Below are 14,243 nucleotides of genomic sequence, written 5' to 3' on the forward strand. Positions count from 1 at the left end.
ACAAGAAATGAAAAAAATTAGTTTTGCGATGGGGTCAGCAGCCGGCATTGCAATAAATGAAGTTAACGCCAACGCAACCGGTAGTGTTGGCGCTGGTGGCGCGAGCTCCTTTGCAGGTTTAGTCCTGTCAACGCGAGGTGGTATCAACCGCGTTTTGAGCCTGACCGCTGACAACTTCACTAGCGTATTAGGTAAAGCATTGCACCCTCGTACTGGCGCGGCATTTGAGCCATACCGCCACGTACAAACTGCCGTGTTAGGTGGCAACGGTAACGTTGTGCGCGTACCAGCACCAGGCATGATGATCCCTGCGATTACGCTGCAGATGTTAGCCAGTGATGACGCACAGGGAACGACCTTCAAAGTATCGAATACCGCGTTTGCTGCAGGTTCCACCCCTACAGTGCCAGCTGGTTCATTCGGTCTGATTTACGTTGATGACGGCGACGCATCCGTTAACCGTAAAGTGCAGATCGTGCCAGACACCCAAAACACCGCGTTATACGACTTAAATCTAGTCGAAACGGGCAGTGATGGCGTTGATGTGCTTGTAGAGTCATTACAGGTTTCGTTCGATCCAGAAGTACAAAACGATATGGGGCAAACCGCCTTTATTAGTGCTGCATTAGAGAATAACAACTCACGTTTACGTGCGGTGCTAACTTCTGATGCCCTGGCGCAATCACTTAAAGCGACTGTGACCTCCGATTACATTCCGTTTATTGGTGGTACTGACGGTGATTTCACCAAGGTTTCTTCTAACGACTACGCCAAAGCGTTAGCCGTCCTGAAAAAGTCACAAGCAAACTTTACCGCGATTCTTGCGCTAGGGTGCTATGACGCACCAACGCTTATCGCCCTGACCCAATACGCTGCAGATTGCCGTGTCGATATGTTCTATGACGTGAAAGGCGCGCAAAACTCTACTGATGCAATCAAAGAAGCGAAAAGCCACAACCTAGGCGGCCAGCACGTTGCCGCGCGCTACTACTTCCCATACAGCGCGATGGATAGCTACAGCAGCACTAACGTTGTTTACGGTATCAGCTGTGATGCGTTCGTGGCGAAAGCTAAAGGCGTAGCCCTGGTCAATGACGTAGGCGGCTGGCACTACTCACCGGCTGGTACCTCTCGTGGCGTCCTGAACCGCTCAGGTATTTCCGTGCTACCGAACCTAGACGAAGTAGACATGGAAGCAATGTACACCGCGCGTATTAACTGCGTCTCCGTTACCCGTGATGGCTCTGTTTACATTGATGACTCTCTGACGACCTACGGTAAAGAAAACTACCTACGCCTACAGCACATTAGTTCGCTAATGAACGCTATCGGCCGTGATTTCTACGCTATTGCTGGCGACTTGAAGCACGAGCCAGATGGTATCACTCAAACCGGCCTCGCTTCCGCGATGACTAACCTTCTTGAGCGTTATTACGCAGCAGGAGCATTGGTTACACCACGCGATGCAAGCCAGGGCAAAGAGCCGTTTATCGTCAATGTGCAGCAGCTAGACATTGATAAATGGCAAGTCACTTGGTCTGTCTGTCCGACCGGCACCAGCCGCCGCATTGTCGGTGTTCCAGTTCTACTGCGTTAAGAGGACGCTTAAATGAAAAATCAAAATATCGGCCTGATGGGCCTATCTATGGCGGCGTTCGGTAGCGCCACCGCACAAGCAATGCTTGAGTCTGCCGGGTCTAAAAAAGACGCAGCGGCGAAGGAAGATCCGAAGAAGGGCGAGCCAGAAGTAGACGACAAGAATACCAAGGCGAGTAAGAAGAAAAAGGCAATCTTTGAAGCTGTTGAAGCGCGCGCCGCGCAAGATTCTCGCGCACTGGCCGCGTCCTTGGTTACTGGTTGGGCGACTGATGGCTCACCGGATGCAGATGATTTTGACGCCTTAGCTATCAACATGGCCGGTTTAGGTGACATTGACGAGGACACCGACCTGACTGATGACCAGGTAGATGCCTACAACGATGCGCTAAGCGCACTGGCTGACGCTGCGGTATCGCTTGGCGCTGGCCAAGACGATGTAACGAGCATGATCAATGACGAGGACGATGACGCTGCAGAGCGCGTTTATGACGCAATCAACGCGAACGTATCCCCTGATGACTCTGACGATGCCGTTGCTGAGTATTCCGTGGCTGATGGTGCAGACGATGACGCAATGTTTGAGTCCACTATCAAAGTTGTTCGTAACGGTGTCGTAACGCTGATCAAAAAGCGCCTACGCCCACGCCGCATGACCTCACTACAGAAAGCAGCATTGCGCAAAGCCCAAAGCAAAGCGCATAGCTCAAGCGGAAAAATGGCGTTTCGCCGTTCCATGAAGCTGCGCGCTAAACGCGGCTTGTAACTGGACATTCCACCAGCTGCGGCTGGTGGATTAAGGGAACGTTATGTTTTGTGGCGCAATTATGCCGGATGGGATTAGCCCCTATCTAAAAGTCTATTTCACGTCTGATACAGACATGGTTGTCGGCTATTTAGGGCAGGGGTCCAGTGCCAACATTTCCGCGCAGTGGGAATCGCCATTTGAAAACGCGAGCGTAGGCGGTGTCACCGGCGCAATTACCCAATACGGCCAACAAGCCGCAGGTGGTGCGCAAGTCTTCACGGGCTACACCTCTAAATCGTCTTTTGAGTCTCGTCTTGTGTGGGGGGGGCAGATGCCGCCTGAATTCACGATTGTTGTTGATCTCATGGCAACGATTAACGCGCAAGTCGAAGTCAACGCGGCGATAACCACGCTCCTGCAGATGGCGTCACCTCAACTCAACAACCTAACACCTATGGGACGTCCACCAGCAACCGTAACGCTCGATATAGGGCGGCGATTAAAGCTGATGGACGTAGTGATCAAAGACGTCAGTTACGAGCTCGATGCACCGCGTACCGCTGATGGGTTTTACACCCATAACAAGGTGACGCTGCAGTGCTCAGGTGACGGGATGATCAACAAATCTGATATTCCATCAATGTTTATTTAGGAAAAAATATTATGAGCGGTTTCGCTAACTCAAAGCCTAACATGAGCTTTTTAAAACAACGCCTTAACCAAAACATCGCAGCCGGTGAGAAACTTATCTCTGCCGAATACTGGATGACCATTAAGGGCTATGAAAATATCTCCGTACTGATCCGCACGACTCAGTTACCAGAAATGACGCGTGAAGACGTTGAAGACGTAGGCCCAGGAGGCTTGAAGTTCAACCAACACGGCGTTATGCGCAACTCAGGTGAATTCCAAGTTAGCTGTGTTGAAACTATCGAAGGGGATGTGTTCAAGGCGGTCCGTGAGTGGGTCCGTGAAAAGAAATACTTGGACATTACTATCTCTGCAGCGTCCGAGTCTAAAGGCGGCGAAAGCGGCGGTATTACTCGTTCATTCACCCACTGTAAAATTTACTGTGATGCGGTTGATTTCTCGTATGAGGATGTCACAGCTGCAGTACGTCCAAGCCTACGTGTAGTCTACAGCTGGGCTGAATAATTATGACGCCAGCAAAGTTACTTGAAGGTGTAAAAAACCGCTTCAAGCCGCTATTAGTGAGGGAGCCTGATACACAACAGGCGCTTTTGCGTAAAGCGCTTGCAGCCTATCAAGACCGCGCTGGCGTTATGAAGGTAACTAAACTTGGCAAGGAGGACGTCACAAGCGTTGCCTTGCCAGGTGACTTCTTAGCGCTTATCCATGTTGCAGACTCAAACGGTGGGCTTGTCTATGCTGATCCGATAGGCAGCACGGTAGAAATTGATTTAATGGGCCGCGAGCGGTTTCCGTTACGGATATACTATTTTGCGAATCTGCGTGATTCTGACCACGATAGCTACGAGTTACCGGCTGATGCCGTTGGCATGATTGAGGACTATCTTGAAGCGTTGATAGCGGTTCAGAATACCGACCGGCAACGCCGTGTTGAAATTAGCGGTAAGTTTGATGCAAGCAACCTTCCTGATGAATCCACACTCCACCAGCGCGTTATTGACCTAGAGGATAAGATGGCCGCGAACCGGGCAATTATCCCAGGCGCAACATTAGTGCCATAAGGGGGTAGGGTGGGTTACTTTTCAAGCTTTGTTAGTACCTTTGGCAATACCGTTAAAAACGAGGTGCAAAGCACGATCCGCACGGCGGCTCAAGATGCCGTATCGCGCGTGTCCTCGCGTATGTACTCAGACTTTAGCGGCGCTGTCTTCAAAGGCTTAAACACCGAGCTAACCAACGCTAAATCCATCGTGGCGCAAGCCATGCGCATACGCTACGCACAAGGCTGGCAGTGGAATATTGAGATCGAGGGCTTTGCAGGGTTGGATATGTACGTTAAGGACATAACCTATGGCTTTGGCAACATCGAGACAGAAAACACGCTGATTGGTAGCGTTGAGTTCAACAAGCCAACTCATGCAACGGCCGGTACCTTAACCGTTACAGTTCGAGACAACGAAAAGAGGGAAGTGCGCAACTGGTTCTTAGAACGCAAGCGGCGTGTAACCAATTCTGACGGGACTTTGAATCTGCCTAAGCAATACCTGATGAAAGCGCGTATTTACAGTGTTGACCAGGACGGGAAGCAAACGCTACTCGAAACGGTTGATGTGTTCCCTACGCAATTTGGGGAGGTATCTTTTGCGCGCGATCAGATAACCGAGTTTAGTTATTACCCGTTAACCTTTGTTCGCTACTCGTCTGCAGAGAGTAACTTGGTCGGCATGGCGACTAACCTTGTTGAAGGTCAAATTACTGGCGCGGTAAGTGGAGCGGTAAGCAGCGGAATAGGGAAGATAGGCAGTCTATTCTGATGGCTGGCCACAATCATAAAACGCGTTGGGTTTCGGCTCAGCGCGTTTTTTATGGGTGATACGCGGTGTAAGAAAAACGGTCACTTTCATGCAAAAGGTGTGTCACAACATGCAAATGGTGTGTCGCGTTATGCGTAACGGCCAATAAATACACAAAAAAAGCATAAGGCAGGGGGTGGCTTTCACTTTTTTGGGCGATATTTGTACGACTTGCATGTTACTACCCACTTTTTAAAGTAGCCTCGATGTTAGCTGGTTCATGGCAGGTGTTAGTCAAAGACCGGTAATCAACGACTTTTCGTTAGTCTATTCATGGAAAAGAACAATAAATACGCAGATTTTGAGTAAGTATCAACCTATACATACCCTTTACCATGAATAGGCTAACACTCACCATGAATAGACTAACACTCACCATGAATAGACTAACGTTAGGGCTCAGGTATCAGTTCTGGTCTGCGTGAGTGAATCAAGAAATATACAACCCCGTCTTTTTTGGTTTCCGTGTAAGTTAAATAGCCAATTTTTTCTAGCTCTTTCATAGCATTACGGACAGCTAGGTTTTGAGCGCTATTACTTGATGTGAGGCTCAACCGGTCTTTAAGGCGGGCCATTGATATTTGAATAAACCCACGAGGCATACTTTCAATGTAAACGTATAGAGCTTGCGCGGATTCTTTCCTAGGAAGGGCTTTAATTGCCTTTAGTTGGAGAAGCACCTTATGATCGAAGGCGTACAGTTCCCACAACCTAGAATCACCTTCAAGGTGAACAATGTCTTTTTCAATATCGAATGTAGCAGACTGTAATAAGTGAGTTATAGTAGCTCTGGAAGCGTCTTTATTCTTAAAGCTAATAGTGATTGAAGATAATCGAGAGAGTGAGTGGAATAGCCGATCGCGAGCACGTTTATTGATGTCATCAACAGCAATACCGCAGAGTTTAGCGAATTCGGTAAACGGAATTTGAATGGAGTTTTTGTCTAGCCCGTACTTTGAAAATGCGCGAACTGACCCAATCCATGTTTTGAAGTCTGTGCTCATATCAAGTCTTGAGCCACGCAAGGTAATGTCCGTGTAGCCCTCGGCTTTCGCTATTTCTAGTTCTCTAAAGTCCTCGCTAACATCAATAACATTAGAGCCACGAACAGGTTTGCTTTTAGCTGATGGCACAAATACACCCAACCGCATTAATGCAATAGGTTGGACCGTTCTATTGCTATTAGGTACCAGTGAATAAACTATTGATTCCTCGCCACCAATAGTCACTAAGGCGTCACTTATTGTTTTGATTTCGTTGTCATTTTCCATGTTACCCACAAATCCTGGTTATCTGTTAGTTAAAACGGCTTTTACCATGAATAGACTAACAACCTACCATGAATAGACTAACGTTTACCATGAATAAACTAACATTTACCATGAATAGGCTAACATTTACCATGAATAGACTAACGCAAAGTGTATTTTTAACAATGAAAATCATAGACTTGGAGTGTCGGTGATCTCTTTTGATCTCCTTTTGTACTCTTATGATCTATTTATTTGATCTATCCAGTGGATAAGTGGATAAGTAATCGCTGCCAGAAAAATACCTACCTCAAATAACGAACCCCCTTTAATGGCCTCACATTGACATAACGAGGCTAATTATGAACCTTCCATCATTTCCCCTACCTTCGCAGCCTTTTGTTGAGGTGATCTTTCGATCGCCTACCGTGCGCGATTCAATGGAGTACATCGACATTCAGCCGTTTGATACGGAAAAGGTTACTACTAAATATCTCAATGCCTTACAAGTTGGTGAGCTCAACGACAGTGGCCTATGGACCCAACAAGACCGCCGCACAGCCTTATGGTGGATTTTCGTTAACTCACGCGACAGCGCTTATCTGACTTACCAATATGAGTGTGGTCACTGTAAAGACTTTCACTTTGCTGACGTGGATATGAGCGATTTAAGCCAGGCATATTCTGTCCTTGAAGTGCCACCAGCGATCGAGTGTGAAATCCCCGTAGAAGGCAATCCGGTTACATGGAAACTCGTTCCTCTCGATGGCCGTTCAGCGGAAATGCTCGAATACATGAAACACCAGTTACCCGAAACCGGTACCGAAGATTATGACGCCGCGCTAACCGAGCTACGCATTGCTGAGCTGGCACTAATGACCCGAACTCAAGACGACCCGGAAGACTACAAGGTTGCCGCTGATTACCGTATGGAAATGATTAAGCGCATGGACCTTAACAGCGAGTTTTCGCCGCTGGTGGCACGTATTCAGCTAATGACCCGTGATTTAAAGCATGGCTTGGATATGGACGTAGAGAAAACCGGCGTATTCCTCAACCTACCGCAACAATCCTGCAAGAAAACCAAAAAGGGGGAGCCGCAGCTATTCACAGCACTGCGCGCCCCATTTCGCAATACAGAATTTATCTCACGGATTAGACCGGAATGGATGGCTAACCATCATCAATAACTTGGCCCTATACGGCTATCAGCCTGTAAGTGATGTGGAGAGCCTGGCCAGCTGGCGCGCCCTCGATATGAACAAGGCACTGGAAGAAAAATATAAAAACGCCGCCAAGGGCAAGGGGGGGAATTGAAACAGAACAAAACTCAGCTAGGAGTAATTCTAGCGATTGAGGAAGCTAGTACGGAGCAGCTAAAGGCACTGTCCCGTATTGAAAATGCGCTCTCAAATGATAGGCCGGTCAACACGCAATCAAGCGTTGCGACAGCACCTAGCGTCGCCTTGCAAGGGGTGACGGTTAAGGCTAAGCGTAGAAATCGTGGTGCGCAATCCAACGCGCCGGTGAATGACAATGCTCAGAATGAAGACCTCGCCAAGAAGATTGCGAATCAGATAGCCAAGGTTCACGCACCGTTTGAGAAGCGCCGAGCCCAACGCAAAGAACAGGAACGCGACAGTAAAGGCCGCTTTGTCTCTGCCAATGCAGTACACAACTTGGGTGAAAGTAAGCAAGGTAACATCACAGTTGGTAGCAATGAGCGTATTCATGCAGAGGAATCGGATAGTGGTATCAATCGGCAAAAGTCAGTAAGAAATGGGACGGCTGAATTGCCACTCATGAAAAGCATTACGACCCTGACCAGCACTATCTCTGAGCAAACCTCGGAAGTCGTTCGGATCGATAAGAACGGGCGCAAGCGTGACAGTAACGGCCGTTTTCTCTCGAAGGAAAAAGCCGATGAACTGAAAGCAAAGAACGGCGATAAAACCAAAAGTGCAAACGGTGAATTACAAGAAGGTTTCCTAAAACGATTAGGCTCCGCGCTGACTGAGCACGGCAACAAAAATGTGCAAAATGACGGCGCTGATATTGTTGGTACCGCAGCTGGTGGCGCACTTTGGCAGATGGGGCGCGGTGCGTGGGATATTGCGAGCACCGCGAAAGATAACGCGGTTTCCGTCAATGATTGGCGAAAAAAACACTTTTCCCGTGATCCTGAAAGCACGCCAACCGACACAGCCGGTCATGCTGAGGTAAATAACCATCCAACATCGGGCAATCTGGCATTAAAACCTGCCGTTGTTTATCCATCTGTCACCGCCAAGCCTGTAACGCCCTCAAACGCTCCTGACGCGTCCAAAGAGATATTTGAGGATAACGCCAAGAAAGAGCAAGTAAAGGCCACAGAGAAGCAAACAGCCACGCTCAGCGCCAAAGATGACGCAATTATTAAAAACCAAGAGGAAGAACTAGAACTCTTAAAGAAAATTGCGCACAACGGCTCTGCAAACGATCCCCTCGGTAATGGCCTGTTTAAAAAGCTGTTCGGTAAATTCGGTCGCCGTGATGGAGATGGCCGTGGACGTAGCCGGAGCCAATCGCGCCGAAGTAAGAAATCAGGCAGATTAGAGCGGCTAAAGGACAAATTTAGACGTAAAAACCCTAGCACTGAGCCGGATGTAGACGAAAAGGCGAAAGGGTCTAATAAGCCTGGCAAGACCAAGCCCACCACAACCGCCAACGATAAATCGAAGCCAAAATCGAGCACGGCCAGTAACCCAACGCCTGAAAAAGCCGGTCCGACGCTCAAAACCGCTGACGCTGAAAAAGCCACTAAACCAACGTTAAAAGACGGGGGCAAAATTGCCGTTCAGTCTGAAAAATCGGTAATGGCGGCAGGGGGAGTCAGTTTCAGTGAGGCCGCTAATGATGCGGTAGGTGCCTCTGAGAAAGTTGGCGGTAAAACGCTGGCAAAAGAAGCCTTTAAAACTGGCGGTAAAGTTGCGCTGAAAACCGGACTTAAAGCCATTCCGATCATTGGTACCGCTGCGGGTGTCGCATGGGATGCCGCAGACGGTTACAACGATACCGAAGGGCAGAAAAAAGCCTTTGATCTGAAAGATGGCCAAGAGGCTACAAAGCGCGAAAAAACTGAAATGTCAGCTGCGAACGTAGCCGGGTTAGGGGGATTGGTACCGCTTGCCTCGCAAGGTGCATCATGGTTGGCCAACAAAACAGGATTCACGGATAAGACGGACGCGCTAGACGTTGATACCTCTGACATTGCTAAGGGGATCCATAAAGGCGTTGGTGCGGTGGGTGCCGCTGCAACAGGTGCGTATTCCCTGGCTAAAGGATTGTTTAGTACCAGTAGTGATGATAAGGCTGCGCAAGCCGCACAGATGCAGCAAGTTGCCGACATTACCAATGCTGTTAAAACGGGATCTGCCGATACGGTCAACGCCATTGACCGACTCACTAAGCAGTTAGAAGGGGGTAAATTCGGTGAGGATGGCGTAGGTTCCGTAGGGACCAAAAAATCCGATTACCAAGCACCGACAACAAGTACGGTGGTTTCGGGCCCTAACGGCTTAAACATTGGCGGTACCCACGCGGCGAACCGTAACTTTAGAAATAACAATTTCGGTAACTTGAACTTTGCAGGTCAAGAGGGCGCGGTACTGGAAGACACACCAGGGAAAGGACAGGCTCGTTTTGCCCGTTTTGCAACACCGGAGGACGGTTTTAGGGCATTGGCTAACCAAGTCTCAAGCTATGCAAACGGCACAAGTAAAGCTGCCGGCTACCAAAAGCTTAATACCGTCCAGGACATTATCAGTAAGTGGGCTCCACCTAACGAGAACGACACCGGAAAATATATCCAGACCATATCGGCGAGTCTCGGCGTTAAGCCTACCGATAAAATCAACACTGCCGATCCGCGAGTGATGACAAAACTTATCCGGGCAATCTCGACCTATGAGGGCGGCAACCCAACGGTAAGTGATGGGTATATTCAAAACAGTATCGGCTCTGAGGATGCGACTACGCATAAATGGGGAGGCGGTAGCTACAGCAAGGAAAGCCAGGAGTACATGGCTAAGCACGGAATTAGCGCGGCTAAAGGGATGCAACAGGTAGCCAAAGCGACCGCGACCAGTGCCGCTAAGACCGCTGAAACCATCAAGGCCGTAAGCCTTCCTGATGCTGCAAACCCACCAGCCAAAACAGCCGCCCCAGAACAAGCTAAGCCGAAGGCCGAAGAAAAGCCTCACGCACAAGCGAGTGTACAACCAGCAACCGTTACGGCCACGCCTAGCACCACTGATGAAACCAAGCCGACTACAGCCAGCGAAGGTGAAGAAAGCAGCCTATCAAGTAAGTTGCCACGTATCGCTGAGGTTATGTCCGATATAGGCAACAATAACTGGCTCGATAAGGGGGCTGAGGGTTCCGCGAAAGCCGATCAGTACCTCACAGAAAAGCTTGAGAAGGTATCAGGTCAGCATGTTGGTTTTCGCCGTGCAACGTCTGATCTAACGCTTCCGAAAAATTCCGGTCCGGTACCGGAGTCGATTAAAGCCGCCATGGCATCGCCAGACCAGATAGCGAAGGCGCAAGCACCTGACTTGTCAGTGAGCGACTACGGACAGCCAAGCAGTAACGCTGTTACACCAGCCTCACAAGCCGATGATGGAGTCGTGCCGGCCGGCATGATTAACCAGGCGTTCCCAGTTGATCCGAAAACAGGCAAGGCACAGCAGCCGGCAGGTATGCCACAGCCGAAAGCTGAGCCAACTAGCTTGCCGACTGATGGCGTGATCCCTGCAAGCATGGTCAATCGTGCTTTCCCTGTATCACCGGCACAGCAAGGAAAAGGTTTAGGCGGTGCGCTGAGCCAACAGGCTACACCTGAGAAGGGCGGCGAAGGGTTCTTTGGTCCTATCGGGAGTTTCTTTTCTGACGTAGGCCATTCAGCCATGAAGTCGGTACCACAGGCGTTAAGCACCGTGGGCGATATTGCTATGCCGGCCGCTCAAGGGTTAATCGGAAACATCGTGGGGGATCTAGGTGGACAAGTAACTAATTCCATCGGTTCGCCAATTATTAAAACTCTTGCTAACCCATTCATAAACAAAGGAGTAAGCGCCGCTAATAGTTTTATTCAATCCCCTCAACAAGCAGTTTCATCGTTCAGTATGCCGCAAGTCTTACCCACCGTGACTGACCTTGCCAAAAGTGGCGCAAGCAATGCCATGCAGCAAATCACCGCGCAGATGCCGCCGGACATAGCCAAAGCTCTGCAACAGCTGGTGGACCTGACTAAGCAATCACTGGAAGCTCAGAAAAACAAAGGCGACATGAAACCAGACGTTGTAACGCACGGCGGCCAAAAAGCGCCTAAGCATGACGACAAATTTAATGATAGTGCGCTCGATGCGCTATTGGAGGACTAATCATTGATTAACGAAATCGACCCGCTTGTACGCGCTGACGCAAACGGAATTATTCAACAAGACGGGAGCGCTGCATGGATGGCGCGCCTTGAGGAATGGCTTCATACGCCTATTGGATCAATTTATGGGGCACCTGCTTGGGGGAGCCCCTTAAATGAATTCAAGCATGAACCAATCGGTAGTGTAGATAACCACGTTTTAGAAGTGGCGATCGAGAGCCGAGTGGCTAAAAAGCTTAATGAAGATATGCCGGGCTTTGCACTACAGGCGATTCGCTGCGAATCGCTAAGCATCGACCAGATAAAAATCTCTTTTGTGTCAGCCGGTGGACGGTATGACGCGCAATTATCACTAAATTAGAGCGAAATAATGGATATTCAGACATTAACCGACAAGTTTAATAACACAATTAAGGGTAATTCCTGGTGGGCGAAATTCGCTAATAGTCAATTCATTCAAATGATAGCTATTTTTGCCGGGCAGGTTATCTACATCGCGCAAACTTATGCGTCGCGCGCCCTGACAGAAGGCTTTATCTCTACTGCGACCAAGCGTACAAGTATTTTAGCGGCGGCAGAGGACAAGGGGTATGTGGGCCGTTTTATCATTCCGTCCAAAGGGACCATTCAAATCACTAATAAATCAACGAGTACGATCACCGTGCCAGCAGGAATGGAAATGCTGACGAATGACCAGACAATGATCACGTTACAAGAAACGCGACAAATTCAACCAGGCGAAACAGCTACCGGGCTACAGGTGTCACAGATTGAGGAAGTTATCGTTGATTATTCCGTGGACGCACAAACTCCATTCCTAACAGTTTTACTCGATACGGAACTGACTCAAGAAGCCGCAGATCTCACTGTATCTGTCATCAATGACGGTGGGGAAATTGAATGGATACATAACCCGTTATTCCGTATGTCACGCGAAACAAGTGAGCATTATGTGATGGTTTACCGCCCTACGGAGCAGCTAGGTGTACGTTTTGGTAATGGTCAAATGGGGAAAATGCCACCGACAGGGAGCATTATTCGTATGAAGGTTAGCGCGAGTCGCGGTGATTACACGTTAGCGATTAACCAGCCGCTAACCCCTGCAGGGGATTACGCGACTCTTGCAAATATTCTTGATATTAAAAACGACACTGCTATTCGTTCAGGTGCCGGGCATGAAACCACAGAAGAAACGCGCAATCGAGCACAATACTACGTACCGTATGACGGACAGGTGGTATGGGGCGGCGACTATCGCTACTACATCCAAAGCAATGTGCCTAATTTAGCCTGGCTAAATGTGTGGGGCGAGCAACAACAAGAGCAAGCAACAGGTGTGCGTGATGTCTCAAACATCAACAAAATATTCTTTTGCGGCCACCGTCCGGGCTACTCACAAGAAGAAGTACAAGCGATGATTTATGACGCTATTGGCACAATCCCCAACGAAATGAACAAACGGTACCAATATGTGCCGGTCAACGAAAAGCCGTTTGCCATCAACGTGACGGGCATTGCGAAAAAGAACGTGATCCTGAATGAAGCTATCAACGAAATCAAAGACACCTTAGAGAAAAACTTTGGACATGACTCGTCAAAATTCGGCGAATTATTTGAGAATGATTCCTCGTCTAACCGGATTTACGCCCAGGTAAAAATTAAGGACCTTTGGAACGCCATCGAGAAGCTAGGGATTATGATCAGCTATGACATTCAACTGAATGGCTTCACTCAAGCGGTCAACCTTAATGACTTTGTTTACCTCGACTTAACTAAGTCTACCTTCACGCTAAACTACCCATAAGAGGTGCGCCATGATTAAAGATTGGTTTAAAAACAGGCTTGTCCCGGATAAACAAAATACTGAGTTATGGTCCTCGTTTGCCGAGGCTATTCAGACGCTTTATGAGAGTGATATTGAGCCGATAATCAAACGTATTTCTGACCGGCGATCATTCTTCACTATGGCACCAGAAGACCTCGATACCCGTGCTTCTGAATACGGCCGATTCTTTGTAATGGGGGAGGTGGATCAGTCTCAAAAAGCAATGCTTTTAACGCAGCGTTTAGATGAAATCCACTTTAAGGGGACGACCCGACCGATAGAGCAAACATTCTGGCGTGAATTCGGTAATTTACCCGTAACCTGGCAACCACTTTACGCGCCCGTCAATACCGATGAATACCCGTATGGCTCTTATCTGATCACCGAAGATGCTATTTCAGTTGCTCAAACGACTTATGGTGAATTTTTCCTGACTTCACGCGGCAATATTCAGGTCGATTTAAACGCGCTGTATGAGTATTACGGCATTGGCGATCGGGACAACATCATCAAGACGTTGCTTGAAAAGTTTGACCTGATTATAGCGCCGCTTATGCCGTTGCACATGGTATTTGATGGGATCTCGTTGCTATTAGCCTTCAAATTGGCCGATAAAGCCGAACGATTCACTCTGTTTGAGCAGGTAGTCAGCATTGCAGGGATGAAATGGAGCGCGAAGGCTGACAACCTCACGACCGTTGGCTTAACTGCAGGGACATATCTCAATGCTTACCGTTCGGATAACAGCATGACTCAGGTAGCGTTAAGCATGGACCAATACCCTCTTGATGCGTGGCTACTTGATGCGCCACCAGTGAATACATTAGTCCAACCGTAATACGCCGCAAATCTCTAACTCCATACCCTCGCTAACTTACATTACCGAGGGTATTTTTTT

The 14,243-nt window shown here is 48.7% G+C and carries 12 protein-coding genes; 11 read left to right on the forward strand and 1 reads right to left on the reverse strand.

Annotated elements, in window-relative coordinates; translation table 11 throughout:
• Nucleotides 1-7 precede the first annotated feature (7 nt).
• From MKR94_RS11615 to MKR94_RS11640, 6 genes are read left to right on the forward strand one after another with little or no spacing between them, the layout of a single operon-like run.
• The gene (locus MKR94_RS11615; RefSeq protein WP_241647050.1) at nucleotides 8-1,597 is read left to right on the forward strand and encodes a phage tail protein; all 1,590 of its coding nucleotides are present in this window, start codon (nucleotides 8-10) and stop codon (nucleotides 1,595-1,597) included.
• 12 nt (nucleotides 1,598-1,609) lie between these two features.
• Nucleotides 1,610-2,362 carry a hypothetical protein gene (locus MKR94_RS11620; RefSeq protein ID WP_241647051.1) on the forward strand — a complete coding sequence of 251 codons (753 nt, stop codon included), beginning with the start codon at nucleotides 1,610-1,612 and terminating at the stop codon, nucleotides 2,360-2,362.
• A gap of 43 nt (nucleotides 2,363-2,405) precedes the next feature.
• Nucleotides 2,406-2,996, forward strand: coding sequence for a hypothetical protein (locus tag MKR94_RS11625; protein WP_241647052.1), 591 nt, complete (start codon nucleotides 2,406-2,408; stop codon nucleotides 2,994-2,996).
• A gap of 11 nt (nucleotides 2,997-3,007) precedes the next feature.
• The gene (locus MKR94_RS11630) at nucleotides 3,008-3,499 is read left to right on the forward strand and encodes a baseplate protein (protein ID WP_241647053.1); all 492 of its coding nucleotides are present in this window, start codon (nucleotides 3,008-3,010) and stop codon (nucleotides 3,497-3,499) included.
• A 2-nt stretch (nucleotides 3,500-3,501) separates the two neighbouring features.
• Nucleotides 3,502-4,056 (forward strand): hypothetical protein, encoded by a 555-nt coding sequence (locus MKR94_RS11635; protein ID WP_241647054.1) that lies wholly within the window; start codon nucleotides 3,502-3,504, stop codon nucleotides 4,054-4,056.
• A gap of 9 nt (nucleotides 4,057-4,065) precedes the next feature.
• Entirely contained in the window at nucleotides 4,066-4,809 is a 744-nt protein-coding gene (locus MKR94_RS11640; RefSeq protein ID WP_241647055.1) for a phage tail protein, read from the forward strand.
• A gap of 431 nt (nucleotides 4,810-5,240) precedes the next feature.
• Here MKR94_RS11640 and MKR94_RS11645 read toward each other — a convergent pair whose 3' ends face one another.
• Nucleotides 5,241-6,119: a RepB family plasmid replication initiator protein gene (locus tag MKR94_RS11645; RefSeq protein WP_241647056.1), complete on the reverse strand. Its 879-nt coding sequence runs from the start codon at nucleotides 6,117-6,119 to the stop codon at nucleotides 5,241-5,243.
• Between the two features lie 341 nt (nucleotides 6,120-6,460).
• Between MKR94_RS11645 and MKR94_RS11650 the strand changes: the two genes are divergently transcribed.
• The 5 genes from MKR94_RS11650 to MKR94_RS11670 all read left to right on the forward strand — a co-directional run bounded on the left by MKR94_RS11650 (nucleotide 6,461) and on the right by MKR94_RS11670 (nucleotide 14,183).
• Nucleotides 6,461-7,288 (forward strand): hypothetical protein, encoded by an 828-nt coding sequence (locus tag MKR94_RS11650; protein ID WP_241647057.1) that lies wholly within the window; start codon nucleotides 6,461-6,463, stop codon nucleotides 7,286-7,288.
• 123 nt (nucleotides 7,289-7,411) lie between these two features.
• Entirely contained in the window at nucleotides 7,412-11,521 is a 4,110-nt protein-coding gene (locus MKR94_RS11655) for a hypothetical protein (RefSeq protein ID WP_241647058.1), read from the forward strand.
• Nucleotides 11,522-11,524: 3 nt separating this feature from the next.
• A complete protein-coding gene (locus MKR94_RS11660) occupies nucleotides 11,525-11,881 on the forward strand; it encodes a hypothetical protein (protein ID WP_241647059.1) in 357 nt (118 codons plus the stop codon).
• 9 nt (nucleotides 11,882-11,890) lie between these two features.
• On the forward strand, nucleotides 11,891-13,324 hold the full coding sequence (locus MKR94_RS11665) for a baseplate J/gp47 family protein (protein ID WP_241647060.1): 1,434 nt from the start codon (nucleotides 11,891-11,893) through the stop codon (nucleotides 13,322-13,324).
• A 10-nt stretch (nucleotides 13,325-13,334) separates the two neighbouring features.
• Nucleotides 13,335-14,183 carry a phage tail protein gene (locus MKR94_RS11670; RefSeq protein WP_241647061.1) on the forward strand — a complete coding sequence of 283 codons (849 nt, stop codon included), beginning with the start codon at nucleotides 13,335-13,337 and terminating at the stop codon, nucleotides 14,181-14,183.
• The last annotated feature ends 60 nt before the right edge of the window (nucleotides 14,184-14,243 follow it).

The organism is Rosenbergiella metrosideri (assembly GCF_022602565.1).
Lineage (GTDB): Bacteria > Pseudomonadota > Gammaproteobacteria > Enterobacterales > Enterobacteriaceae > Rosenbergiella > Rosenbergiella metrosideri.

Bases quoted from the DNA above. Each gene is read 5' to 3' on its own strand.
- MKR94_RS11615 (WP_241647050.1), top strand. From the start codon at position 8: ATGAAAAAAATTAGTTTTGCGATGGGGTCAGCAGCCGGCATTGCAATA.
- MKR94_RS11620 (WP_241647051.1), top strand. From the start codon at position 1,610: ATGAAAAATCAAAATATCGGCCTGATGGGCCTATCTATGGCGGCGTTC.
- MKR94_RS11625 (WP_241647052.1), top strand. From the start codon at position 2,406: ATGTTTTGTGGCGCAATTATGCCGGATGGGATTAGCCCCTATCTAAAA.
- MKR94_RS11630 (WP_241647053.1), top strand. From the start codon at position 3,008: ATGAGCGGTTTCGCTAACTCAAAGCCTAACATGAGCTTTTTAAAACAA.
- MKR94_RS11635 (WP_241647054.1), top strand. From the start codon at position 3,502: ATGACGCCAGCAAAGTTACTTGAAGGTGTAAAAAACCGCTTCAAGCCG.
- MKR94_RS11645 (WP_241647056.1), bottom strand. From the start codon at position 6,119: ATGGAAAATGACAACGAAATCAAAACAATAAGTGACGCCTTAGTGACT.
- MKR94_RS11650 (WP_241647057.1), top strand. From the start codon at position 6,461: ATGAACCTTCCATCATTTCCCCTACCTTCGCAGCCTTTTGTTGAGGTG.
- MKR94_RS11665 (WP_241647060.1), top strand. From the start codon at position 11,891: ATGGATATTCAGACATTAACCGACAAGTTTAATAACACAATTAAGGGT.
- MKR94_RS11670 (WP_241647061.1), top strand. From the start codon at position 13,335: ATGATTAAAGATTGGTTTAAAAACAGGCTTGTCCCGGATAAACAAAAT.